Genomic DNA, 20,707 nt, shown 5'->3' with positions numbered 1-20,707 from the left:
AGGACTACCATGCGGGACTACAGTGACGTTTTGCGGGAGATGCTCCTCGCGTGGAGAACCTCGAACGCCGTGGAGCTCGCGGTCTCGGACGAGGGGGCATTTTCTTCGCTCTTGGTTCTCCTTCGCGATGGTGACGACCGCGTCAGGAGGCGTGCGCTCATAGTGCTAAGGGAAATCCTCCGGCGCAAACCTGAACCGGGGTACACCTTTCCCGTCCTCAGGAACCTCCGAACCGTTCTCGGTCTTTTGAGGGACACCGACGAAGTTGCCATCGAGGCGCTCCGGCTTCTCGCGGTTCTGTTTTCACTCGTTCACCCTGAGGAGAAGGCCTACGTTGAGACGGTTGATGCGCTGGCTTCCCTCGTGCGCTCCGGTAGAAACGAGGTCGTTCTCCTTGAGATTCCTCCTGTTCTTGAGCGACTAAGGCCGGCGAAGACGTCATCCCTTGCCCGTTCGAGGGTGATGGGTCTGCTCTCTTCCGGCAACCCAAGGCTCCGTGCCATGGGTCTCAGACTGCTCGCCAACATGAGCGTTGGGGACTCGCGGGTTCTCTCGCTCCTGCTGGATGAGACTGACGAAGCCCTGCTGGGGGAGGACGTTCCCCTTCAGGATTTCATCCTCAACCTGCTCTCTGAGGTCCTCGTTCCCCCAAGTGAGGAGACCATCGGCAAGTACTGGGAGCTCCTTCGAGCCCTTGAAGTTGTTTCTCGCCACTCACCGGTTCCGGGGGTCAGGAGCAAGGCCAGGGACCTGGCGTTTCGGGTTAGAAAGCTCCTCGCCCTCTACTATTCCTCCCATCCGGGTGAGGCGATGAGAACAATAGCCGAGCTCCTCTCTGGGGGTAAGGTTGACGAGGCGATGGAGCTCGCCCTTGAGGCGGGAGAAGACGTTCCTAAGGGGTTCTCAAAGCTACCCTCGCGCGGAGGTTCACTCGTTCCGGGGCCGAAGTACGTTGAGCACCCGAGGGGTTCAGGGCCGGGTGATGGTTCGTCCTCGTGGGGAACCGTGCGGAAAAAGAAGCCGGAACCGCCGGAGAAGTCAGAAACCCGCGTTCCCTTTGAGCGCGTGGCCGAGCTCGTGGATGCCCTCTCAGGGAGCATCGAGGAGAAGATGGACGCCCTGTGGGAGCTCCACAGGCTCGCGAAGGAGCTCCCTGAGAAGGGACTCGTGGCATTAGAGCCCGCGGTAGAACCCCTGCTCGGTGTTCTCGCCTCCGAAAACAGGTGGGCAAGGGACAGGTCTGCGAGAATCCTTGCGAGGCTGGCGCTGAGGGCCCCTTACGGTGCCAAAATAGTGAGTTCCGTCATAGGGCTGCTCGAGAGGCAGAAGGCGGTTCCGGGAGCACTAACATTCCTCAGCTACTACTTCTCCAAGCGCTGGGATGGGGAACTCGCCGGAAGAGTGCTTCCGCTCCTGAGGACCCTGCTCAAGGAGTACCCCTTTGAGGTCCTTCTAACCCTCGAGGCCATGACGAGAACAGTCCCGAGGGAAGACGCGGTTCTCTTCGCGCAGTTCGTTCCCCTCCTGAAGGAGATAAAGAAAACGGAGCTTGCGCCGATTGCGCTCAGGGTTCTGGAAAACATAGCGGAAAAGGAGCGCTCACTCGTCCTCTAACTTCACCCTAAGCTCGTTGGCGAACCAGTTGACCCTCTGCGGGAACGGTATCTCGATTCCGGCCTCGTCGAGGGCCTCTTTGATTCTCTTCACGACCTCTGTCCTGACGTCGAACCACTTTTCACTCGGCGCCCACGCCCAGACCCTCAAAACCACCGAGCTGTCGCCGAGGTTCTCGACGTAGACCTTCGGTTCCGGTTCAGCAAGGACGAGGGGCATCTCATCGAGGGTCTTCTTTATGACCTCCATAGCCCTCCCGGCGTCCTCGGCGTACGCTATGCCGACGCTTACATCGACTCTCCTCACGGGGTACCTCTGGAGGTTGACTATGTTGCTGTTGAAGAGAGCCTCGTTTGGAATCCTGACGAGTGTTCCATCCCACGTTCTTATTCTCGTCGAGAGAATTCTTATGTCCTCGACTATTCCCTGAACGTCGCCGACCTGAACGGCATCACCTATCTGGAGCGGTTTGTCGAAGTACATGAAGATTCCTGAGACGAAGTTCGAGACAACGGTTCTTGAAGAGAAACCGAGGACTATGCCTGTTATTCCAGCCGCCGCGAGTAGCGCCCCGAGCTCTCCCATGATTCCCGCGAAGCTGAGCGCCAAAAAGAACGCGAAGGTTATGAACGCGTAGTAGAACAGCTTCGCCTTTATAACGTTCTCGGGTCCCTTCTTGAGCTGGAGGAAGTAGTCTTTTGACTTCTTTGCTATGAGGTACGAGATGTAGAAGAAGCCCACTGAGAATGCTAGGTTCCCTATCGTCGTCGGACCGAGGCTGTATTTCATGAGTCCAAGAGCGTAAAGGGCCCCTATTAGGCCGCCGAGGACGAAGAGCCTGAAGACGAGCTCCGCCGTGTCCTCGTTGAGTATCCATGTGAGGTTCGTTCCCTTTGAGGCCCGGATTATGAGCTTCTTGGCGGCTTCCCCAAGAACCATGGTGACCAGTAGGATTGCCAGCGCCTCGAGGGCACCCTTCACGGTTATCCCAAGGATTACCTCGCTCTGAAAGAGGGCCGTTGTGTTCACGGCCACCACCTCATCCTGAAGTTCGGAAGCGGTTCGGCCCTGTGCGTGGCCTTCAGCCTTCCGTCCGGGGGATTTCCGGTATTGTTGACCTCGTAGGGTTCCTTCGTCGTGAGTATGATGAGGGGATAGTAAGCTTTTTCGTCAGAGTAAAACATAACGCTGCTCCTTATTGGAATTACAACCCGTTCAACGAGTTTCCACTCCTTCGTGGGGTTCCTGACTGTGAGCTTGATTATCCCAAGGGAATCGGGTTCCTTCGCATGGAACTCGCTTACGTGATACCTCGCGATTACCCCAATGGTGTGTTCGCCGTAGAGCGCGTACTTCTCCCGTCCGATTGTGAAGCGGTCTATGAGTGCATTTCCGGCCTTTACAACAACGTCCAGGGGGGCGCTCAGGTAACCGTGAACGGTTTCTCCGGGGGGAACCGCGAGTCTCTCACTCAGTTTTACCAGGAGGAACTTGACACCGTAGCCCTCCGCCGGCGCGGGGAGGACCCACAGATGCCTTCCGCCGAGGATTTTGACCCTGACATCATCCCGTCGGTATGTAAACGTTCCGTCCGGGTTCTCAATGATGTGAATTTTCCTTTCGCCGACGTGGATGAACTGCGTTCTAAGCTCATGCTCGCCAAAGGTTTTCATGCTGAAAAATAGGGGGCCCAAAAATTTAAAGTTTCCTAAGAGGCCTTCGCGAGGTCGAGCTCCTCAATCTTAAAGTAGCCGTATATTGTCCTGGGGTTTCCGTTATCGTCAACGAAGGAGAAGTGACCGTCAACCTCCAGCGGAATGAATATTCTCGGCGCTACTTTCGCCTTTCCTTTCATTGAAACGCCCTCGGGTCCGGCGTAGCTCCAAGTCCCCTCGATGACCCTGAACTTGATTCCCGAGAACTCAACGGTTCCGTCTGGCCTAGTCTGCCAGTTCCAGGTGTGGCCGAAGAAGTCCCGCCACGTTCCGCTCTGCGGCACGAGCAGGTTCTTGCCGCTCCAGTCCGCCCACATTCCCACGTGGAGGACCGCGAACCAGCCGTAGTAGAGGTTCATCAGGTCGGTGTTCAGCTCGTCCATTATGTTCTGGTCGCCGCCGATGTAGGGAATCGCGGACTTCCCGACCGCCATCGGGTTTGTGTAGAGCATCTGCCTGTCCCCGTAGTCCATCTCGAAGCCTACGACTTGATTTTGGCCGCTGCCCCCGGTTGCCCATCCCATGTCCCAGGGGTAGATGAACGCGTCGCTTGCCCTTTCCGTGTACCACACCTTTATGATGAGCTTTTCTTTCATTGAGACCGCCTTAACTGGCGTTATGACCGTCTCGTATTCGTAAACCTCGAAGGTTCCGACGTCGACCTTGTTCCCCGAAAAGTCCGTTCCGTAGACCTTTACCTTTTTCTTCCTTTCGGTTTTCTCAATCCTGTACTCGTAGAGCGGGCTCGTCTCGTTGGGCTTGACCTTGTAAAGAACGACGTAGTGCGTTATTACGTATTTCTCCCCGTTCACTTTTATCGGCGAGTATTCCCAAGGGCTCGTCCAGTAGAGCTCCTCAGTTTGGGTTGAGGTGGACGTCGTCGACGTGGGGGTTTCGGTCTCCGTCTTGGTGGGGGTTGAGGAGGGCGAATTCGAATGCGTCCCGGAGGGGGTTTCAGTCGTCTCTTGGGAGGAGGTTTGAGTCGTTGAACTCGTCCAGCTGGGTGATGGTGATGTGTCGGGCGTTTCCGAAGTCTTTGAGGAAGTGTTCGAACCGGTGCATCCGCTTGCGAGCAGGACAACAACCACGAGCAACAGGGCGAGTGCAAACTTTTTCATAACTAACATCCCCTTAGTCGTTGATTTTGGCCCAGAAAAGCAAAGGGCATCTTTATATAATCCGCTCTTATTCTATTAAAACTTTTTTAAAAGTCCGAGCAAACTTGAAGTTTTTAAAATATCGTGAAGCGGAAATGGCCCGGCACCTGCCAATATTCCCGCAAACCCCGCGAGGTCGAAAACGTGGTCAACCTTCTCGATAACCCCAACGTCGGCAGTCGCCGCTGTTTCGAACGCCTTGAGCTCGTGGTCGGGACTTTTGACGAGCCTTATCTCTCCGGGAATTCCAAACTCATCTAGGAGTTTCTCTGTGAGTCTTCCAACGACCCCGCTCCCCGGGTTGTTCTTCCCGTAGAAGAAGACCGCCCTCCCGGGTGAAAGCTCCGCCAGGGCCGAGACAATGGGCCTCAAGTTGTTCCTGGTCTCCCTGTGCGGTCTGTACTTTCCCCGGTACTCTAAATCCCTGATGAGGCCGTCCTCGCAGAGAATAGCCCTCCCCGCGAGGAGCGATTCGAGGGTTATGAGGACGTTGAAGCCGTCTATTCCAAGAACCCGGCCCCTAATCTCCTCCGGCGGTAGAAGTTTTCGCGCAACTCCCTCAATCCATGAATCAGGGAAGACGCACCTCGCGAGAAGATGTCTCTCCTCCCTCCTCAGCCTGTAGTGGTTGGCCACGAAGTTCAACGCAACGCTCTTCCTGTAGCCCCTGTTGAGGAGGTACTTCAGGTCTCTGTACGCCTCAACCAGCATGGTGAAAAATTGGGAAGAGCTCAGATAACCTTTTCGAGGGTCTCCCCGTCCTTGCCGGTGTGAATCCTGAGCCTTATCTTACCGGCCAGCAGGGAGCTCTTGACCTTCTTCGTCAGAATCTCGTCCACCTGGAAGATTCCGGCGGGGTGCTTCATCCATATCTCGATGAGTATCGGCTGTCTCTCGTTTCCCTCCCTTATCTCCACGCGCTCTATTGCCAGGGCCGAGACGGCGTGTATGTCAACGCGGTCCTTCTTGTGGACGAGCCTGCTCCTTCCTGCCTCCATGTCACAGCCGTCCGCTATCGTGACGAGCGAGCCCTCTATCGTCGTGCACGGCACGTGCTCGTCGTGGGTGTATATAGCGTTGAGGGTTAAAGCCTTCAGGAGGAGCGGGTCGCGCCTCTCGAACTCCCTCACGAGCTTCTCGACTATCGGCTCGGCTAAGAAAACGCTGAACTCGTAGTGGTTTATCCTGTGTATCATGTTGCCGATGTCGTGCAGGAGCGCTCCGAAGGCGACGATGAACTTGCTCCACCAGTGGGGCTTTCCGAGCTTCTCGGCCGTCGTCTGGATTCCGAACTTCCTGAGGATTCTCAGCAGTTCCAAAGCCCTTCTCGTCGTCAGGAGGACGTGAACCGGCCCGTGGTCGTTGAACTGGTAGACGTTGAGCACTATGTAGTTGGTGGTGTCGAAGTAGTAGTGGTACTCCCTGAAGGTTCTTTCGTAGGCCTCAAAGAGCCTGTCGTCGTCGAGGAGTTCCCTAATCTCCTTCAGAAGTTCCTCCTCGGTGTACATTCTCCCACCCAAGGGCCAAACGGCGGGGAGAATTTAAGGGTTTTGAACGGGATTCGGTGAAAAAAGCTGGCGTTTGCGGGGCGGTTTTGACGTATTTGCCCAAATTCGATTTGAGAAGTTTTTATAACCCTCCACGTTGAAACCTCAATGGGGTGTGTAAGGTGAAGCTGAAAGTTGTGCTTGAGCCCCAGCCGGAAGGTGGGTACGTCGCGTACGTTCCTGCATTGCCCGGTTGCGTGAGTCAGGGTGAGACCGTGGAGGAAGCTCTCAAAAACATCAGGGAGGCAATAGAGCTGTACCTTGAGGTGGCAGAGGAAATGAAGCTTCAAGAGACCCTGCGCGAGATAAAGCGCAAGAATAACGTCCAAATTGCGGAGGTTTCGGTGTGAGACTTCCACGCGATGTTTCGGGGCTTGAACTTATAAAAGCCCTCCAGAAACTGAACTACAAACCCGTGAGACAAAGGGGCTCTCACGTCGTTCTCGTCAACGATTCGGGCAAAATGGTCGTTGTCCCTCTACACAAGCGCCTTAAAACTGGGCTCTTAAAGGCCATAATGCGTGAGGTGGGGATAACAACCGACGAACTGTTAGAACTGCTTGATGACCCGTAATCACTCAAGCATGCCCTCGAGCTCGAGTATCTTCTTCGAGCGGAGGTAAACCACTGGAATTCCCTTCTCGCGGAGGCGCTTCTTCAGGCCCTTGTCGTTGGTGCAGACTATTATCCTCTCGTTTTTGACGGCGAAGTCGTAAATCTGGTCGTCTATCGGCCTTTTCCCGAACTCCCCGATTTCAACGGTCTCGAACCTCTCAGCTAATTTCTTCGCCATTCTAACAGCGAGCAAATCCTTCCCGCGCGTCTTCCGCTCTATGACATCGAGCTCCTGAAGAACGACGTTTGGAACGACGATTTTGAACTTCACGTCGAGGATTCTGTTGAGCTCGGAAACTATGTCGACCCCGAACTGGCCGGGGACGAGGAGGAAGTTGGTGTCTGGAAGGACGAGCCATTCTCTCCTATGGGCCATCTCGACCACCGGGAAGAAAAGGGAAGAGGGGTCACTCCTTTATGAAGCCGTAGCCGATGAGGCGCCACCTTGAGCCAACCTGCCTGCTGATGGCAACCCTGTCGCCGACCTCCGCACATACTGGAATCTGGAGCTTGAGCTCGACCTCGTCCTTGCCGAGGCCGGTGACGAGGCCCATCGTCCTGGCGGTGCCGACGTTGAGGAGGAGGACCTCCTTCCTCTTGATGGGCTCGACCTTGAGCTCGTCCTCGGTTCCGACAACGCGCTCAAGCAGGTGGACTTCGAGGCGGAGCTCGTCCCATACCGGAGGCAGCTTTCCGGGCTTTCCGACGACGTTTCCTGCCATGAGGTCGCCCTTGGTGAGGAACGGGTCGAGCTTGGTTCCAACTCCGACGAGTCCACCGGGGTAGGCCTCCTCGACGAACCTTCCCCCTGCCTGGAGCGAGACAATCTCGGTCGTTATCGGCTCGTACTTGATTCTGCCGTGCTCCTCGTAGGGAACGCCCGGGCGAATCTCTATCTCGTCGCCAACTCTGAGCTTGCCCTGGACTATCGAACCGCCTATGACACCGCCGATGAGCTTCTCCGGCGGAGTTCCGGGCTTGTTGACGTCGAAGCTCCTCAGGACGAGCATCTTGGGTGGCTTGGTGGGGTCGCGCTCTGGCGTTGGTATGAACTTCTCTATTGCAGCGAGCAGAACGTCAACGTTCGCGCCGTGAAGTGCCGAAATCGGGATTATCGGGGCGTTCTCGGCGACGGTTCCAGCTACGAACTCCTTAATCTCCTGGTAGCGCTTCATAACGGTCTCCCTATCGACGAGCTCAATCTTGTTGAGCGCTATAACTATGTTCCTGTTGCCGACTATCTGAAGGGCCATGAGGTGCTCCCTCGTCTGGGGCATGACTCCCTCGTTCGCCGCAACGACGAGAACGGCACCGTCCATGAGCGAGGCACCGGCGAGCATCGTCGTCATCAGCGCCTCGTGGCCGGGAGCGTCTATGAAGGAAACGCGCCTCTCGAACTCAGTTTCGGCGCCACAGTACGGGCAGACCGGGGAAGTGGAGTAACGCCCGCACTTCGGGCACTTCCTTATCTCCGCGTCCGCGAAGCCTATCTTTATCGTGATACCCCTCCTCAGCTCCTCGCTGTGGGTATCTGTCCATATTCCGGTTAGAGCCTTGGTGAGCGTCGTCTTACCGTGGTCAACGTGACCTACCATGCCGATGTTAACCTCAGCCTGCCTAAACTTCTTGGCCATCTCTCTCACCCCTAAGCTTAGAAAGCGGGGACGTTTATTAAGGTTACCGCGGGGAGAAGAGGAAAATCGAAGGAGTTCAGAGAACTATCTTCAGGTTGACCTGGACGATGTTCGGGCTTATGGTGTTGCCGTGGACGGTCTTCTTCCTCCTCTCACCCTTCTCCCTGGGCCTGAATCCGGGTCCCTTGGAGAGGAGTATCTTAACCCTCCTCGGGCCGTGGACGTCGGGCCTCATGGGGAATCCGTCCTTGTCGGTTCCGCCGGTTATCTTGAGCTCCGCGTTCTCCGGGATGCTCTCGTCGCCGAATATCTCCCTGAGGTTGAGTCCGAGCTCCTTGGCTGGAATCGTTTCGCCTATGCGCTTTCCTACGAGCTTCTCGGCCTCTCCACCGGTTATCTCAACCTGCTTCGCTATACCGTTCTTCGGGTTCGATATAACGAGCTTGAAAGTGGCCATTCCTCCCACCTCCATTCATCAGCGGGATTCATTGGGCAGAGCCCTTTCCCGAGCGGTCTTGAACGGAGCGTTTAAAAACCTTACCGTGAAGCTTAAATATCATGGAGAAAACTCAAGGGCAGGTGATAGTATGGCGAAGGAAAAGACCACACTTCCGCCGACCGGAGCGGGACTGATGAGGTTCTTCGACGAGGACACGAGGGCCATAAAGGTCAGCCCGAAGGGCGTCATAGCGATGACCCTCATACTGGTTGCGGCCGAGTTCCTGTTGCACGCTTTCGGTCCGAGCATCTTTGGCTAAAGGAAGCTCGTTTTCTTCAATCCCCTCGCGTTTAATTCCTCGTCTATTATCCCCCTGACGACCTCCTCAAGCTGTCTCTGGATTAGGGCTTCAACGTCGGCCTTAATCTTGTCTATGTCCCCCCTGAGGCCCTCGAGAAGCCTTATATACTCCCTCGCCATCTCGAGCTGGCCCTCCTGCCTCACGAGCTGTTCCTTGAGGTGCTCGAAGTCGTCCTTCATGACCTGGAACTTTCTCAGCTCGCGCTGAAGCTCGTCGAGCTCCCTCTTGAGGCGGTAGTTTTCCTCCTTGAGGTGCTCTATCTCCTTTTGCTTCGCGTCGAGTTCGGCCCGAAGCGAGGTGTATTCCTCCGCTATCTGGTGGAGCCTCTCTATCTCCCTGAGCGGGGGAACCTTACCGTCGCCGAGGATTATGACGTCCGGTCCAACGTTGACTATATCGTTTGGGGTTATCTTGAGCTTTTTCTCACTCGTGAAGATGCTCTGTCCCTTTCCGAGGTTTTCGACTTCCTTCATCTTGAGGATGAAGTAGAACTGGTCGCCCTCGACCTCGACGTTTATGTCGGTGACGTAGCCGAGTATCTTGCCGTCGGTGAGGGAGATAACGAACTTGTTTATAAGCTGGTTGGCCCGCGCTTCCTCAGGCATATTCACCACCGCTGGATTTTGTCTTCCGGCATACTTAACCTTTCCGCCAAACCTTTTAAAGGCCCGAAAGAACTTCAGCCCGGTGGGGAGAGATGATAATATTCGCCGGGCGCTCCAACGTTGGTAAGAGCACCCTCATATTCGGGCTCACCGGAAAGAAGGTTAAGCGAGGTAAGAGGCCCGGCGTGACGAGGAAGCCCATCGAAATCGAGTGGCGCGGGAAGAAAATCGTTGATTTGCCCGGTTTCGGTTTCATGAGCGGGCTTCCGAAGCACGTCCAGGAGCGGATAAAGGACGAGATAGTGCACTTCATCGAGGACAACGCCGATAAAATAGAGCTCGCCGTCCTCGTCGTTGACGGAAAGGCCGCTCCCGAGATTATAGAGCGCTGGGAGAAGAGGGGCGAAATCCCGATAGATGTGGAGTTCTACCAGTTCCTCAGTGAGCTGGAAATACCTGTTGTAGTGGCGGTCAACAAGGTTGACAAGGTCAAGAACGTCGAGCGGGTCGTTCACTTCCTCGCCGAGAAGTTCGGCGTCCCCTACTCCGAGATTCCCGAAACCTTCGTTCCAATCTCTGCCAAGTTCGGGAAGAACCTCGACGAGCTCAGAAGATTGATGGAAAGGAAAACCCGCTCATAGAATCTCCAGAACGAGGTGGGTGTTGGTCTCCTTCACCCCGTCGAGGGAAGCTATCTCCTCAAGGATTTCGTCGAGCTTGGTCTTGTCGGCCTCGATGATAAGGTCAACGTCGCCGGTGACGCGGTAGATTTTCTTTATCTTGAGCTTCCTTATCGCCTCGTAGACCTGCCTTCTCTTGGTCGGCTCTATCTTGACGAAGACGAAGACGTCGCCCTTCTTCTCGCCGAGCAGTTCGAGGGCCTTGTCCGTCAAATCGATGAAACCCCTGCCGGTCCTTATGTAGCCGAGCTCCTTGAGAACCTTGAGGTGGTTGCTCAGAGCCTGTCTCGTTATTCCGAGCTCCCTTGCAAGCTCGTCCTGGGTCTTCTCGACGGTGTGAACCTCTATGGTCTTCCCATCCTCGTAGAGCTTCCTTAGAAGCTTAACCTGCCTTGGGGTGAGGGTGTTCCTCTCAACCATGAGCCTTCACCTTACCTTTTTTCAATTTGAGTGCGATAAACGTCAAATCTAACTTTTCATTTTCTCACTGGGAGTGATGTATCTTATAAGTTTTTCTAAGTTTCCCGGACTCAAGGTTTTTAACTCTCGGCGGAAACCTTAAACCATGAACAAGGCCATCTACACCCGCGACGTTCCACCGGACCGGCTTGAACTCCTCGCCGAACTCTCGTCCCGCGACGCGGTTAAGGTCATGGTCATCGGTGGCCTCGACGCCGGAAAGAGTACCCTCGTGACGTTTCTGGCCAACGAGCTCCTCAGCCTTGGGAGGAGCGTCGCGGTGGTTGATTCCGACGTCGGCCAGAAGGGTATCCTCCCGCCGGCCACGATAAGCCTCGCCCTTCCCGATGAGAACTTCTCCAGCCTTTCCGAGCTTAATGGAGTTGCGCACTACTTCATAGGCATCGTATCCCCTTCCCAGTTCACGGGCGAGATGGCCGTGGGGGTGAAGAGGCTCGTTGAGCTTGCCGAGAGGAGCGCCGAAATCGTTCTGATAGACACGACCGGCTTCGTAACTGGACCTGGCTTCGAGATGAAGCGCCTCAAGGCGGAGCTCGTGAGGCCAGACTTAATAGTCCTCCTCGAGCGGAACGGCGAGTTGGAATCCCTGGCGAGGGCTTTGAGCTCCTACGGCGAGGTCGTCAGGCTGACCGTCAGCGAGAACGCGAAAACCGTTGCGCGGGAGGAGAGGCGGGAGATAAGGTTTGAGAAGTGGAAGGCTTACTTCTCCAACGCCAGACTGGCGGAGTTCAGCCTTTCGGAGGTTGCATTAACGGGAACTTCGCTCTTCAACGGCCGTCCCCTCGATGAAAGAGAGAAAACCCTCCTCTCGCGGGCCTTCAGGTGGCTCGTTTTGGCGGGCTGGGAAAACGAGGGGCGCTACACGGTCGTCAAGGCCGATGAGGAGAGCTTCCCAAGGAGCTACCGCTCGATTCACGCCGTTGACTTCGAGAGGCTCAGCAACCTGCTCGTGGGTCTCCTCGACGGGAACGGGCTGTGTCTCGGCCTTGGAATCCTCAAGTGGGTGAACTTCAGCGCTGAAACCCTTCAACTGCTCACTCCCCTCGACGAGGAGGCATTTGGAGAGGTTAGGGAACTCCGCTTCGGCAGGATGAGGGTCCTTGAGACCGGCGAGGAACTCGGTCTCATGAGGAGAGACGAACTTTGAACCCATAAGGTTTTAAAGACTAACCATAACGGTTGGACGGTGGTAGTTTGGAGGCGAGGGCTTTCATCGAAATAACGAGGCCGCACAACTGCGTCCTGGCTGGGGTAGTCGGCCTGCTTGGTTCGATAGTGGCGGTAGGCCACTTCCCGGAGCCGGTAAAGGCGTTGCTCGTCTTCTTAGTGGTCACTCTCGGTTGCTCCGCCGGCAACACGATAAACGACTACTTCGACTACGAGATAGACAGAATAAACCGGCCCGAGAGGCCCCTGCCGAGGGGTGCGATGAGCAGAAAAACGGCCTTCTGGTACGCGATGGCGCTCTTCGCCATCGGCCTAATCCTCGCCTCGTTAATAAACGTCTACGCCCTCCTGCTTGCTGTTGTCGCCTACACAACGATGTTCCTCTACGCCTGGAAGCTAAAGCCACTCCCCTTCGTTGGCAACCTCGTCGTCGCAGGCCTTACCGGAGCCACACCGCTCTACGGCGCGATAGCGGTCGGGAAGATAGGCCTCGCAGGCTACCTCGCCCTGTGTGCGTTCCTCGTTAACGTCGCGAGGGAGGTAATAAAGGACATAGAAGATGTTGAAGGCGACCTCGCCAAGGGCGCGAGGACCCTTCCGATAGTCATCGGGAAGAAGAAATCCGCCTACGTGGGGGCGTTCTTCGCGTTTCTGACGGTTATCGCGTCCTTCCTGCCGATTAAGGCCGGCGTCGGCCTCAGCTACCTCGCGATGGTTCCGGTGGATGCCATAATTCTCTACTCGGCCTTCCTAATCCTCCGCTCTCAGGACAGGGAAACCGCCCACCGCTCGCAAAAACTGCTCAAAATAAGCATATTCCTTGCCGTTATGGCCTTCATGATAGCTTCGCTCGTGAGGTGATGAGTATGGAGTTTAAGGACGAGATAATTAAAGAGCTTGAAAACGATGAGCTCTGGATCGTTTTGACGTTCAAGACCCCGCACGGTCCGTCTAAAACGTTAAACGAACTCGCCAGGGTCGTTGAAGAAGCGGGCTGGAAGGTGACCTTCAAGGCCAACTGGTGGACCGCCGACATACCCTACGGCCTCATAAGGCTCGACCTCCAGAAGGACGGGAGGGAGAAGATTCTCCTTGGGAAGTGGATACTGGGGAGGGACTGCGAGCTAATTAGGGTTGAGAGCCTCGACCTCGAGCGCGGAAAGGACGAGTTCTTCCGCATGGTGGACAGCATAACGTCAACGCTGATACACGACCCCGTGATAAGGACGATGCGCGAGCAGTACTGACGATGGGTTTTTATCCTTACGACCCTTTATCCCTTTTGGGTGGTCCTGTGGGAATTGACCCGGATTTAGTTCTCCGTCGCCTGGAAGAGCTTGAAGATGCACTCACGGAGCTGGAGGAAATAGCTTCAATGGACTTAGAAGAGTTTTTGAGCGAAAAGTACGTCAAAGACGCCGCAAAGTATCGTCTTATAACGGCCATCGAGGCCGCGATTTCGGTCTGCAATCATATCGTTGCCAAACTCGGAAAACCCGCTAATACGTATTCTGAATGCTTTCTCAGGCTTTCTGAGCTGGGGGTGATAAGTGAAGACCTGGCACACAGGCTCTCAATGATGGCAAAGTTCAGGAACATGCTCGTCCATATTTACTGGAGAATAAGTGACGAGCGGGTCTATTCGATATTGAGAAACGACATTGGAGACCTCCGTCAGTTTGTGGATGAGGTGCTTGCGTATGTCGAGAGGACATCTAAACAAGGATGAGGCCATCAAAGCCCTCACCAAATTCCTTATGGAGGAGGGGGAGATAATCTTCGCTTACCTTCACGGTAGTTTCCTTGAGGGCGAATTCTACCGAGACATCGACGTTGCCGTGTACGTTGACCCGGAGAAGGTGAAGGACTTCCTCAGCTACGAGCTCCAGCTTGCGGTGGAGCTTGAGTTGCTCCTCAAATACCCTGTTGATGTCAGGGTTTTGAACGACGCACCACCTGCTTTTAGGTACAGGGTTCTCCACGGAAAGCTACTCTTCACCAAGGACGAGGAGAAATGGCTTGAGTTCTACGACCTGACGGTCAGGGAGTACCTCGACTTCAGGCACTTTGAAAGGGAAATGAGAAGGGAGCTCCTTCACAGGGGCTCGTAGAAGCCTATCTCCGGCTCGTAGATTTCCCCATCGGCTAAGAGCTGGCTTATAGCCTCCTCTATGATTTCCTCGTCGAACTCCTTGGAGAGCTTCTTGACTATGAACTTGTGCGACAGGGCTTTGCCCTTCTCACGGAGGAGGTTCATGACCGCTTCCTTCGCCTTCTCGAGCTCCGGGTTGACAGGTGTCTCCTCGGCCTCCTCGGTCGTTTCCTCCTCGATTAGCTCTTCTTCGAGAGCCCTCTGCTCGAGCATCATGGTGTAGAGCTCGTCTATAGTCTGGAGGAGCTCCTCGTCAACGCCCTTGTTCCTGGCTATGACCTTGGCCTTGGCCGTTATTCCGTAGCGGTCGTAGATTTCGAAGGCTATCTTCGCCTTCTCCGCGTGCTCGACCTTGTCGCGGAGCGTTTCAAAGCGGTGGAGTATCCAGAAGTTCGGACTCACCTTCGCAACTCCCTCGACGAGTATCTGCTTGTCGTCGCGCCATTCCGCCACTTTTCCGATTATCTGGACTATGTCTCCTTTCTTCACGAGCCTTATGAAGCGCGTGTCGTCCCTGAAGCCGAGAACCCAGATGGTTCCGGTTCCGTCGTCAATCTGGAACTTGCCGTAGGTTTCGTCGTCGCTTATCACCGGCTCCCTGACGACTGTGGCAACGACCTTGACGCGGTAGACCTTTCTGGCGTCGCGCGTTATGAGGTAGTTGGGCTCGAAATCACCTTCGCTCCTGACGTAGTAGCCGTCGAGGATGTCCTTGATGTAGACCCTGCTCGCCGGAAGGCGCTTCTTCATAGCTCCTCACCTCCGAAGAAGCTGATGACGTTCTTAACCTTCGGCAGTACTTTCCTCTCAAGCTCCCTTATCTCCTCCAGGGCCTCCAGGTCGGCGTCGCTGAAGTCCTGTATGACCTCGCCGAAGATGTGAACGCTCTCCTCGCTCCTTATGACCCTGCCGATGACCCTGACGACCTGGCCGTTCTCGGGGAGAACGTTCTCCTCGCTTTCGACGAGTATAACTCCAGTTCCGTCGTCGAGCCAGAAGGTGTAGTCGAGCTTGTCAACCTTGAAGGCCCTGCCTATCAGGGAAACCCTCGTATCGTCTTCCCTAATCTCGGCAATCTTCCTCTCAACGGCGGGCTTTCTGCGCCTAAACCTCATCTCCTCCATTTCACTCACCACCGAAGGCCCTCAAAACTTCCCTCAGCTCTCTCCTCGCGAGCTCTATCTCGCGCCTCTCATCAACGTCTTCCCAGGTTCTGGCCTTGAGGAGCGTTCCGAGGAACTTGTCCTCCGTGACGTTGCCCCTGACGATTATCTCCCTGCCGAGGAGTGGGTAGTAGGTTTCCTCCGCGAGCTTTCTTCCGGCTTCCCTCATCGTCAGGCCCTCTTCGATGAGCTTCTTGAGCCTCTCGTCTATCTCTTCTGGACTTTCGCCGAGCAACTCGCTGGCATCGTCGCCGAAGAGGGTAACGCGGATGTAGCCGGTTGAGTCGTCCAGGCCAAAGTCGAGGACTACCATCTTCACGGGCTTGACCGGGCCGTGCTCCGGGCAGACCCAGCTCTCGCTCGCCGGGTCGTAGTCAACCTTCCTTCTGCACTCCGGGCAGGAGTCGTAGGTTATAACCCTGTAAAGCCTCGCTATGGTCCCCCTGAGCTCGACGAAGCGCTCGTTCCCTTCGAGGTCCTTAACCTTCATCCTCCTGTAGTTGTAGTTCCTGACCTCTTCGATGGGCGGTATCTCCTCGACGCGCGGGTCCTCAGGGTCCTTGATGATTCTCGTGCGGTAATTGGCGTGGAGCTCTATCCCGCGCATTCCCTCCTTGACGAGGGGGTCTATGACCTTGATGACGTCGCCCGGGTTGAGCTCGTCGTAGTACTTGCTAACGAAGTTGTCCCAGAGAACGAGCCTCGCCTGACCGGTGGAGTCGTAGATGATGAGGTTGGCGACCCTTCCGGTCGAACCGTCCCTCTTCTGGTACTCCCTCGGCGGGAACTTTCTGAGAACCCTCGCGACGATGTTCACGTTGCTCATTCCCGGGATGAGGTCAGCTATGTGGAGGAGCTCCTCGCCCTCCTCGAGCTTGACGCCGAGCTCTTCGGCCAGCATTACAGCCGCGGCGTGCTCGGAAATCCCGTGGGTTTTAGCCAGCTCGGCAATCCTATCCTCGATTTCCTCCTTTGAGAGGCCTCGATGCCGGATGATTCGATTGATTATCTGCTCCTTTGTAAGGCCTACCATAGCACTCACCTTGATGGTAATTGGGACTCGGGGTATTTAAACTTTTTGTTCTCCGAACTCCTTTTGGCGAGAAGGGGCATTATTTCTGTGCTATCGAAGAAAAAGGATAACTGGGGGCTCAAGAAGTTCCGTCGCTTTCGGAGCTGTCTCCCTCAGTTTCGGTACTCTCGTCCCCTGCCTTGCCCTCGAGCTTCGCTATGAGGTCGCTGTACTCCGCATGGACAACCTTCTTGAAGGCCTCCTTGATTATCGCCGGGTCGTTCTCCGGGAAGCCGTAGAGCTCGGCAAACTTCTGGGTCGTCCCGAGGAGCTTCGTCCTCTCGTAGGGCTCCGCGTAGATTAAACCCATCTCCGTCAGCTTCCTTATGTGCTCGTAGGCCTGGCTTCCGCGGAGCTTTATGATTTTGCTCTGCTCTATCGGCTGGAGGTAAGCAATGAGCGCGAGGGTCTTCAGCTCGCCGGTTCTTAGGTCAGGTCTCGGCATGAGGTGGATAACCCTCTGACTGTACTCCTGCTTGACCTGCATGACGTACTTGTCGCCCAGAACTTTGACGACCTCTATTGCGCTCTTTCTCTCCGCGTACTCAGCCGCTATGAGCTCTATGAGCTTTTCAAGGTAGTCGAGGGATTTTATCCCGAGGGCCTTTGACAGTTCCTTGACGCTGAGCGGTCTTCCCGAAACGAAGAGGGCCGCCTCAACGAGGGCCTTGTCCTCCAGCAGTCCCATGGTTCACACCTGTCGAAGGTCTCGTCGAAGTTGGTTATTAAACTTCCGTCATTCCCCCGCAAAAATCCGCTTCAGCATGGACAGTTCCTTTGGATTCCAGGCATTTTCCTCCACAAAGACGAGCAGAAGGGCATTGTTGACGAGTGCCATGTCCCGGAGCGTCGCGAGGAACTTGAGAACCGGTTGGAGGCCGTTGTACGTCACGAGGAACTCCACGCCGTCAATGACAACAACCCCAGTAACGTCCTGGGTAGAGGCCTCGCGCAGGTATCTGCTCACTATCTCGCTCATCCTTGCGAGGTTCGTGGGGTGGATTCTCATATCTCCCGTCACAGCGGTTAGCATGTATCCGGTCCAAGCAGGAAATGTGTTTGGCTCCCTTAGGAACGCGAGGACGGGATAATCCTTAAGGTGGGTAACAACTCTCTCGTAGTCCCTCCTCGTTAGCAACCGGACACCTGGTTTGACTTCAACGGCAGGTTTGCTCCCAATGAACCTCTCCGAGAGCACCATCTTGGCCATTAGGTAAGCAGATAGTACCGTCAGGAAAGCTCCGAGTGCAAAACCTATTGGCGCGAACCACTGAACGTCCCTGAGGACGGGGTAGTCCATTTCGTGGAGCCCAAAGAGCGCCAAGGCGATTCCAGCCCTTCTCGCCGTTGGGAAGTCGGCCTCAGCAGAGGCTATAGTGACCCCCGCGAGAAAGACGTAGAATGCTGAAATCCCGTAGGACACACCAACTCGTGACTCCCAGCCGCTACCCAATAGGAGGCTGTAGATGGTCCCGACGATTGGAGGGAGGGCCCAAATCCAGGGTCGCTTGAGTGAGACCTGGCCCTCTTCGATTAGGAACAGCAGGGAGCCGTAAAAGAGAACTGCGGAGAAGAGGGCATAGAAAACCGCGACGAGCGTTTCCATATCGAGGGTGTCCATGAGTACGACGACCGCTGACACAAGCCATGCGATGGCGAGGTAAATTGGGGAACGTCTCCCTGAATGTAGGTACGCTTTTAAGAGGAACGCCGCCACGGCAACCTTTGCAAAGAGGCTCAAGAGCTGGCCTGCAATCAGCATAACACCCATTGCAACCACTCTAATATCTTTGAGATGTTGCTGTTATAACCTTTTTCCCCATTATTACTCAGTATTGTCCAACTATGCTCCATCTAAGTATGATGCACAAGGTTAGTTGTATAAACACCACTGTACGCAAGCGAAAAGTTTTTATAGTTGATAGTATGAAGGGATTCCGATGGCAATGAACGGCACCACCACCCGCCTCGGTCTCAATGGTGCCCTTCCCCTTCTTCTCATTGCTATAGACATTATCCTCATCATTGTTCTCTGAAGTGGCGGCTCTTTTTTGCCGCCCGCAAAAGTTCTGGAGGTGTTCTCCATGGAGTCCGTTGGTGGTTTCGGTTGGGATGGGTCCGTCTGGAACGCCCTTGAAAACTCCCCCGGCTGGCTGACCGTTGTCCTCAGAACGCCAGTCGGGCCAAGAGAAGTTGAGAGTTTCGTGGAGGAAGAGCTCAGGAGGCACGGCTGGAGCGTGGACTTCAAGGCCAACTGGTGGGTGTTTGGCTACGGCGTCGCCCTGTTCGAGGCCTTCAGGCACGGCAAGAGGAGGAGTGTCGTCGTCAAGTGGGTCTCCGGTGGAAGGGATGAGGTGCTGAAGGTCGAGCCCCTCGACGAGGAAACTGGCCGGTGCGAGCTCTTCTCGATGGTCGAGATGGTGAGCGACGGCCTGATGAACGACCCAGTGCTGAGGAATATGACTGGGAGGTACTGACGCGATGACGCCCCGCCGTACCAACCTTTCGATTTCCTGCCTTCTTCTCGGTGTCCCAACTATAGCCGTCATTATTGGGATTATTATTCTCTGAAAACCCGGCCAAGCCGGGAAAAGGAGGTTTTCTGTGGTGGTCTCTATGCGCGGTGCAAAGGCCCTCGTGAGGGCTCTGGAAAGGGAGGGTGTGAGGCACACCTTCGGCATAATCGGGGGAGGCATAATGCCAGTCTTCGACGAGTTCCCTGACAGCGAAATAAGGCACATAACGATGCGCCATGAGCAGGGGGCGGCGCACGCGGCGGACGGCTACGCCAGGGTTTCCGGCAGGCCCGGGGTTGCCATAAGCACCTCCGGGCCCGGCGCGACGAACCTGGTGACCGGAATAGCAACGGCCTACATGGACTCCTCCCCGATAGTTGCCATAACCGGCCAGGTGCCGACGTACATGGTCGGCAAGATGGCCTTTCAGGAGACCGACATCATAGGCGTCACGAAGCCGATAACCAAGTGGAACTACCAGATACGGAAGCCTGATGAGGTTCCCAGGGCCGTTAAGATGGCCTTTAGGATAGCGACTCTGCCGAGGACGGGGCCGGTTCTGCTGGATTTTCCCAAGGACGCCCAGACCGGTGAAGCTGAGATGGACTTTGATGTGGACGTTGAGCAGCTGATAACCCCCTTCAAGCCCCCGAAGCTCGACGCCTGTCCGGAGGAGGTGAAGAAGGCCGTTGGCATGATTCTCTCCGCCGAGAGGCCGGCGTTCATAGTCGGCGGGGGTGTCGTTGCCAGCGGTGCCGGCGACGAGATCCTCGCGATAGCGGAGCACCTGCTCATACCGATAATGGCCACCTTCATGGGCAAGGGGGCAGTCCCCGAGAACCACCCGCTCTACGTGGGCAACCTGGGGATGCACGGTAAGGTTGCCGCCAACAAGTTGTTGCCTGAGACGGACCTCATAATAGCTGTTGGAATGCGCTGGAGCGACAGGACGGTAAGCGAGTTCGAGAACTTCGCGCCCGAGGCTAGGATAATCCACATCGACATAGATCCGAAAGAGGTTGGAAAGAACGTCAAGGTTGACCTTGGAATAATCGGCGATGCAAAGCGGGTTCTGGCTTCAATAAGACGTGAGATAATGAGGCGCGTTCAGAAAAGGGAGGACTGGCTGTGGCTTAGGAAAGTTAAGGAGTTCAAGGAGCGCTACCGGGAGGAGATCCCGGAGATCGATGGGAACTACCTCCGGCCTCCTGAGATACTGAGGGAGCTCCGGAAGTTGCTGCCTGAGGACGCCATAGTTGCAACCGAGGTCGGTCAGAATCAGATGTGGGTTGCCCTCTACTTCCCGATACTGAGGCCCCGGACGTTCGTGACCTCCGGCGGGCTCGGAACGATGGGCTTCGGCTTCCCAGCCGCAATAGGGGCCAAGGTGGCGAAGCCCGACAGGGTGGTCATCGACATAGCCGGCGACGGGAGCTTCATGATGTCGGAGAGGGAGTTAGCTACGGCCGTGAGCGAGAAGATACCTGTGATCGTTCTTATCCTCAACAACTCCTCCCTCGGCATGGTGGCCCAGTGGCAGAGGATGTTCTTCAGAAGGCGCTACGTCGGGACGTACATCAGGAACCCTGACTTCGACAAACTGGCAAGGGTCTACGGGGCCAACGGCTTCCGCGCCGAGACAATGGACGAGCTGATCAAAGCCGTGAGGGAGGGCATGAACTCGGACGTCCCGACGGTTATAGACGTCCCAATCCACCCGGAGGACGACGTCCTGCCGATGGTTCCGCCGGGGGAGCACATAACGAAGGTTGTAACGAGGTACTGAGGTG

At 55.7% G+C, this 20,707-nt stretch carries 27 protein-coding genes; 12 read left to right on the top strand and 15 right to left on the bottom strand.

Annotated features, from left to right (window positions below):
* Positions 1–9 precede the first annotated feature (9 nt).
* Positions 10–1,614: a hypothetical protein gene (locus ACYQ04_RS09130; protein ID WP_460128982.1), complete on the top strand. Its 1,605-nt coding sequence runs from the start codon at positions 10–12 to the stop codon at positions 1,612–1,614.
* Here the strand turns inward: ACYQ04_RS09130 and ACYQ04_RS09125 are convergent.
* The 5 genes from ACYQ04_RS09125 to ACYQ04_RS09105 all read right to left on the bottom strand — a co-directional run bounded on the left by ACYQ04_RS09125 (position 1,600) and on the right by ACYQ04_RS09105 (position 5,994).
* Positions 1,600–2,652 (bottom strand): mechanosensitive ion channel family protein, encoded by a 1,053-nt coding sequence (locus tag ACYQ04_RS09125; protein ID WP_460128980.1) that lies wholly within the window; start codon positions 2,650–2,652, stop codon positions 1,600–1,602. The two genes, ACYQ04_RS09130 and ACYQ04_RS09125, sit on opposite strands and share 15 nt — an antisense overlap.
* Positions 2,640–3,287 (bottom strand): DUF432 domain-containing protein, encoded by a 648-nt coding sequence (locus tag ACYQ04_RS09120; RefSeq protein WP_460128978.1) that lies wholly within the window; start codon positions 3,285–3,287, stop codon positions 2,640–2,642. Before ACYQ04_RS09120 ends, ACYQ04_RS09125 begins: the two co-directional genes overlap by 13 nt.
* A 35-nt stretch (positions 3,288–3,322) precedes the next feature.
* Complete coding sequence (locus ACYQ04_RS09115) at positions 3,323–4,456, bottom strand: hypothetical protein (RefSeq protein WP_460128976.1); 1,134 nt, start codon at positions 4,454–4,456, stop codon at positions 3,323–3,325.
* A gap of 66 nt (positions 4,457–4,522) precedes the next feature.
* A complete protein-coding gene (locus ACYQ04_RS09110) occupies positions 4,523–5,197 on the bottom strand; it encodes a DUF434 domain-containing protein (RefSeq protein ID WP_460128974.1) in 675 nt (224 codons plus the stop codon).
* 20 nt (positions 5,198–5,217) lie between these two features.
* Positions 5,218–5,994 (bottom strand): HD domain-containing protein, encoded by a 777-nt coding sequence (locus ACYQ04_RS09105; protein ID WP_167914386.1) that lies wholly within the window; start codon positions 5,992–5,994, stop codon positions 5,218–5,220.
* A gap of 161 nt (positions 5,995–6,155) precedes the next feature.
* Between ACYQ04_RS09105 and ACYQ04_RS09100 the strand changes: the two genes are divergently transcribed.
* A complete protein-coding gene (locus tag ACYQ04_RS09100) occupies positions 6,156–6,383 on the top strand; it encodes a type II toxin-antitoxin system HicB family antitoxin (RefSeq protein ID WP_042692534.1) in 228 nt (75 codons plus the stop codon).
* Positions 6,380–6,607, top strand: a complete 228-nt coding sequence (locus ACYQ04_RS09095) for a type II toxin-antitoxin system HicA family toxin (protein WP_460128971.1) — start codon at positions 6,380–6,382, stop codon at positions 6,605–6,607. The genes ACYQ04_RS09100 and ACYQ04_RS09095 overlap by 4 nt, the downstream gene beginning before the upstream one ends.
* Here the strand turns inward: ACYQ04_RS09095 and ACYQ04_RS09090 are convergent, their stop codons facing one another.
* The 3 genes from ACYQ04_RS09090 to ACYQ04_RS09080 form a co-directional block, all read right to left on the bottom strand.
* Complete coding sequence (locus ACYQ04_RS09090) at positions 6,608–7,024, bottom strand: type II toxin-antitoxin system VapC family toxin (protein ID WP_460128969.1); 417 nt, start codon at positions 7,022–7,024, stop codon at positions 6,608–6,610. It lies immediately after the preceding gene.
* 31 nt (positions 7,025–7,055) lie between these two features.
* Positions 7,056–8,282 carry a translation initiation factor IF-2 subunit gamma gene (gene eif2g, locus ACYQ04_RS09085; RefSeq protein WP_460128967.1) on the bottom strand — a complete coding sequence of 409 codons (1,227 nt, stop codon included), beginning with the start codon at positions 8,280–8,282 and terminating at the stop codon, positions 7,056–7,058.
* Positions 8,283–8,358: 76 nt separating this feature from the next.
* The gene (locus ACYQ04_RS09080) at positions 8,359–8,739 is read right to left on the bottom strand and encodes a 30S ribosomal protein S6e (protein ID WP_460128965.1); all 381 of its coding nucleotides are present in this window, start codon (positions 8,737–8,739) and stop codon (positions 8,359–8,361) included.
* 130 nt (positions 8,740–8,869) lie between these two features.
* Between ACYQ04_RS09080 and ACYQ04_RS09075 the strand changes: the two genes are divergently transcribed.
* On the top strand, positions 8,870–9,040 hold the full coding sequence (locus tag ACYQ04_RS09075) for a preprotein translocase subunit Sec61beta (RefSeq protein WP_099209711.1): 171 nt from the start codon (positions 8,870–8,872) through the stop codon (positions 9,038–9,040).
* Here the strand turns inward: ACYQ04_RS09075 and ACYQ04_RS09070 are convergent.
* Positions 9,037–9,687, bottom strand: coding sequence for a PRC-barrel domain-containing protein (locus ACYQ04_RS09070; RefSeq protein ID WP_460128963.1), 651 nt, complete (start codon positions 9,685–9,687; stop codon positions 9,037–9,039). The two genes, ACYQ04_RS09075 and ACYQ04_RS09070, sit on opposite strands and share 4 nt — an antisense overlap.
* A 92-nt stretch (positions 9,688–9,779) precedes the next feature.
* On the opposite strand from ACYQ04_RS09070, the gene engB reads away from it, so the two are divergent.
* On the top strand, positions 9,780–10,328 hold the full coding sequence (gene engB / locus ACYQ04_RS09065) for a GTP-binding protein EngB (protein WP_460128960.1): 549 nt from the start codon (positions 9,780–9,782) through the stop codon (positions 10,326–10,328).
* On the opposite strand, the gene ACYQ04_RS09060 is transcribed toward engB, so the two are convergent.
* Positions 10,323–10,787 carry an Lrp/AsnC family transcriptional regulator gene (locus ACYQ04_RS09060; RefSeq protein ID WP_460128959.1) on the bottom strand — a complete coding sequence of 155 codons (465 nt, stop codon included), beginning with the start codon at positions 10,785–10,787 and terminating at the stop codon, positions 10,323–10,325. The genes engB and ACYQ04_RS09060 overlap by 6 nt on opposite strands.
* 145 nt (positions 10,788–10,932) lie before the next feature.
* Here ACYQ04_RS09060 and ACYQ04_RS09055 point away from each other — a divergent pair, with 145 nt between their 5' ends.
* Genes ACYQ04_RS09055 through mntA form a run of 5 tightly spaced genes read left to right on the top strand, consistent with a single transcriptional unit; the run spans position 10,933 to position 14,125 of the window.
* Positions 10,933–11,994: a Clp1/GlmU family protein gene (locus ACYQ04_RS09055; protein ID WP_460128957.1), complete on the top strand. Its 1,062-nt coding sequence runs from the start codon at positions 10,933–10,935 to the stop codon at positions 11,992–11,994.
* Between the two features lie 47 nt (positions 11,995–12,041).
* Positions 12,042–12,875 (top strand): geranylgeranylglycerol-phosphate geranylgeranyltransferase, encoded by an 834-nt coding sequence (locus ACYQ04_RS09050; protein WP_460128955.1) that lies wholly within the window; start codon positions 12,042–12,044, stop codon positions 12,873–12,875.
* A 5-nt stretch (positions 12,876–12,880) separates the two neighbouring features.
* Positions 12,881–13,261, top strand: coding sequence for a ribonucleoside-triphosphate reductase (locus ACYQ04_RS09045; RefSeq protein WP_460130129.1), 381 nt, complete (start codon positions 12,881–12,883; stop codon positions 13,259–13,261).
* A 47-nt stretch (positions 13,262–13,308) separates the two neighbouring features.
* Complete coding sequence (gene hepT / locus ACYQ04_RS09040) at positions 13,309–13,743, top strand: type VII toxin-antitoxin system HepT family RNase toxin (protein ID WP_297516306.1); 435 nt, start codon at positions 13,309–13,311, stop codon at positions 13,741–13,743.
* Positions 13,715–14,125, top strand: a complete 411-nt coding sequence (gene mntA / locus ACYQ04_RS09035) for a type VII toxin-antitoxin system MntA family adenylyltransferase antitoxin (RefSeq protein WP_460128953.1) — start codon at positions 13,715–13,717, stop codon at positions 14,123–14,125. The genes hepT and mntA overlap by 29 nt, the downstream gene beginning before the upstream one ends.
* On the opposite strand, the gene ACYQ04_RS09030 is transcribed toward mntA, so the two are convergent.
* The 5 genes from ACYQ04_RS09030 to ACYQ04_RS09010 all read right to left on the bottom strand — a co-directional run bounded on the left by ACYQ04_RS09030 (position 14,110) and on the right by ACYQ04_RS09010 (position 18,172).
* Positions 14,110–14,916, bottom strand: a complete 807-nt coding sequence (locus tag ACYQ04_RS09030; protein WP_460128951.1) for an OB-fold nucleic acid binding domain-containing protein — start codon at positions 14,914–14,916, stop codon at positions 14,110–14,112. The genes mntA and ACYQ04_RS09030 overlap by 16 nt on opposite strands.
* The gene (locus tag ACYQ04_RS09025) at positions 14,913–15,290 is read right to left on the bottom strand and encodes a replication protein RepA (protein ID WP_460130127.1); all 378 of its coding nucleotides are present in this window, start codon (positions 15,288–15,290) and stop codon (positions 14,913–14,915) included. Before ACYQ04_RS09025 ends, ACYQ04_RS09030 begins: the two co-directional genes overlap by 4 nt.
* A 1-nt stretch (position 15,291) precedes the next feature.
* Positions 15,292–16,362 (bottom strand): OB-fold nucleic acid binding domain-containing protein, encoded by a 1,071-nt coding sequence (locus tag ACYQ04_RS09020; RefSeq protein WP_460130126.1) that lies wholly within the window; start codon positions 16,360–16,362, stop codon positions 15,292–15,294.
* A gap of 118 nt (positions 16,363–16,480) precedes the next feature.
* Positions 16,481–17,089, bottom strand: coding sequence for an SMC-Scp complex subunit ScpB (gene scpB, locus ACYQ04_RS09015; protein ID WP_460128949.1), 609 nt, complete (start codon positions 17,087–17,089; stop codon positions 16,481–16,483).
* Positions 17,090–17,137: 48 nt separating this feature from the next.
* Positions 17,138–18,172, bottom strand: coding sequence for a DUF835 domain-containing protein (locus tag ACYQ04_RS09010; protein WP_460130124.1), 1,035 nt, complete (start codon positions 18,170–18,172; stop codon positions 17,138–17,140).
* Positions 18,173–18,485: 313 nt separating this feature from the next.
* On the opposite strand from ACYQ04_RS09010, the gene ACYQ04_RS09005 reads away from it, so the two are divergent.
* Positions 18,486–18,878, top strand: coding sequence for a hypothetical protein (locus ACYQ04_RS09005; RefSeq protein ID WP_460128947.1), 393 nt, complete (start codon positions 18,486–18,488; stop codon positions 18,876–18,878).
* Between the two features lie 139 nt (positions 18,879–19,017).
* On the top strand, positions 19,018–20,703 hold the full coding sequence (gene ilvB, locus ACYQ04_RS09000; protein WP_460130122.1) for a biosynthetic-type acetolactate synthase large subunit: 1,686 nt from the start codon (positions 19,018–19,020) through the stop codon (positions 20,701–20,703).
* Positions 20,704–20,707 lie beyond the last annotated feature (4 nt).

It is taken from the genome of Thermococcus prieurii (genome assembly GCF_054657655.1).
This window is presented reverse-complemented; position numbering and strand designations above follow the sequence as displayed.

Coding starts and splice junctions, on each gene's coding strand:
- ACYQ04_RS09075 (WP_099209711.1), top strand. CDS start 8,870: ATGGCGAAGGAAAAGACCACACTTCCGCCGACCGGAGCGGGACTGATG.
- ACYQ04_RS09010 (WP_460130124.1), bottom strand. CDS start 18,172: ATGGGTGTTATGCTGATTGCAGGCCAGCTCTTGAGCCTCTTTGCAAAG.
- ACYQ04_RS09020 (WP_460130126.1), bottom strand. CDS start 16,362: ATGGTAGGCCTTACAAAGGAGCAGATAATCAATCGAATCATCCGGCAT.
- ACYQ04_RS09080 (WP_460128965.1), bottom strand. CDS start 8,739: ATGGCCACTTTCAAGCTCGTTATATCGAACCCGAAGAACGGTATAGCG.
- ACYQ04_RS09005 (WP_460128947.1), top strand. CDS start 18,486: ATGGAGTCCGTTGGTGGTTTCGGTTGGGATGGGTCCGTCTGGAACGCC.
- ACYQ04_RS09055 (WP_460128957.1), top strand. CDS start 10,933: ATGAACAAGGCCATCTACACCCGCGACGTTCCACCGGACCGGCTTGAA.
- ACYQ04_RS09110 (WP_460128974.1), bottom strand. CDS start 5,197: ATGCTGGTTGAGGCGTACAGAGACCTGAAGTACCTCCTCAACAGGGGC.
- engB (WP_460128960.1), top strand. CDS start 9,780: ATGATAATATTCGCCGGGCGCTCCAACGTTGGTAAGAGCACCCTCATA.
- ACYQ04_RS09030 (WP_460128951.1), bottom strand. CDS start 14,916: ATGAAGAAGCGCCTTCCGGCGAGCAGGGTCTACATCAAGGACATCCTC.
- ACYQ04_RS09130 (WP_460128982.1), top strand. CDS start 10: ATGCGGGACTACAGTGACGTTTTGCGGGAGATGCTCCTCGCGTGGAGA.
- eif2g (WP_460128967.1), bottom strand. CDS start 8,282: ATGGCCAAGAAGTTTAGGCAGGCTGAGGTTAACATCGGCATGGTAGGT.
- ACYQ04_RS09105 (WP_167914386.1), bottom strand. CDS start 5,994: ATGTACACCGAGGAGGAACTTCTGAAGGAGATTAGGGAACTCCTCGAC.
- ACYQ04_RS09045 (WP_460130129.1), top strand. CDS start 12,881: ATGGAGTTTAAGGACGAGATAATTAAAGAGCTTGAAAACGATGAGCTC.
- ACYQ04_RS09115 (WP_460128976.1), bottom strand. CDS start 4,456: ATGTTAGTTATGAAAAAGTTTGCACTCGCCCTGTTGCTCGTGGTTGTT.
- ACYQ04_RS09070 (WP_460128963.1), bottom strand. CDS start 9,687: ATGCCTGAGGAAGCGCGGGCCAACCAGCTTATAAACAAGTTCGTTATC.
- ACYQ04_RS09090 (WP_460128969.1), bottom strand. CDS start 7,024: ATGGCCCATAGGAGAGAATGGCTCGTCCTTCCAGACACCAACTTCCTC.
- ACYQ04_RS09060 (WP_460128959.1), bottom strand. CDS start 10,787: ATGGTTGAGAGGAACACCCTCACCCCAAGGCAGGTTAAGCTTCTAAGG.
- ilvB (WP_460130122.1), top strand. CDS start 19,018: ATGCGCGGTGCAAAGGCCCTCGTGAGGGCTCTGGAAAGGGAGGGTGTG.
- ACYQ04_RS09120 (WP_460128978.1), bottom strand. CDS start 3,287: ATGAAAACCTTTGGCGAGCATGAGCTTAGAACGCAGTTCATCCACGTC.
- mntA (WP_460128953.1), top strand. CDS start 13,715: ATGTCGAGAGGACATCTAAACAAGGATGAGGCCATCAAAGCCCTCACC.
- scpB (WP_460128949.1), bottom strand. CDS start 17,089: ATGGGACTGCTGGAGGACAAGGCCCTCGTTGAGGCGGCCCTCTTCGTT.
- ACYQ04_RS09025 (WP_460130127.1), bottom strand. CDS start 15,290: ATGGAGGAGATGAGGTTTAGGCGCAGAAAGCCCGCCGTTGAGAGGAAG.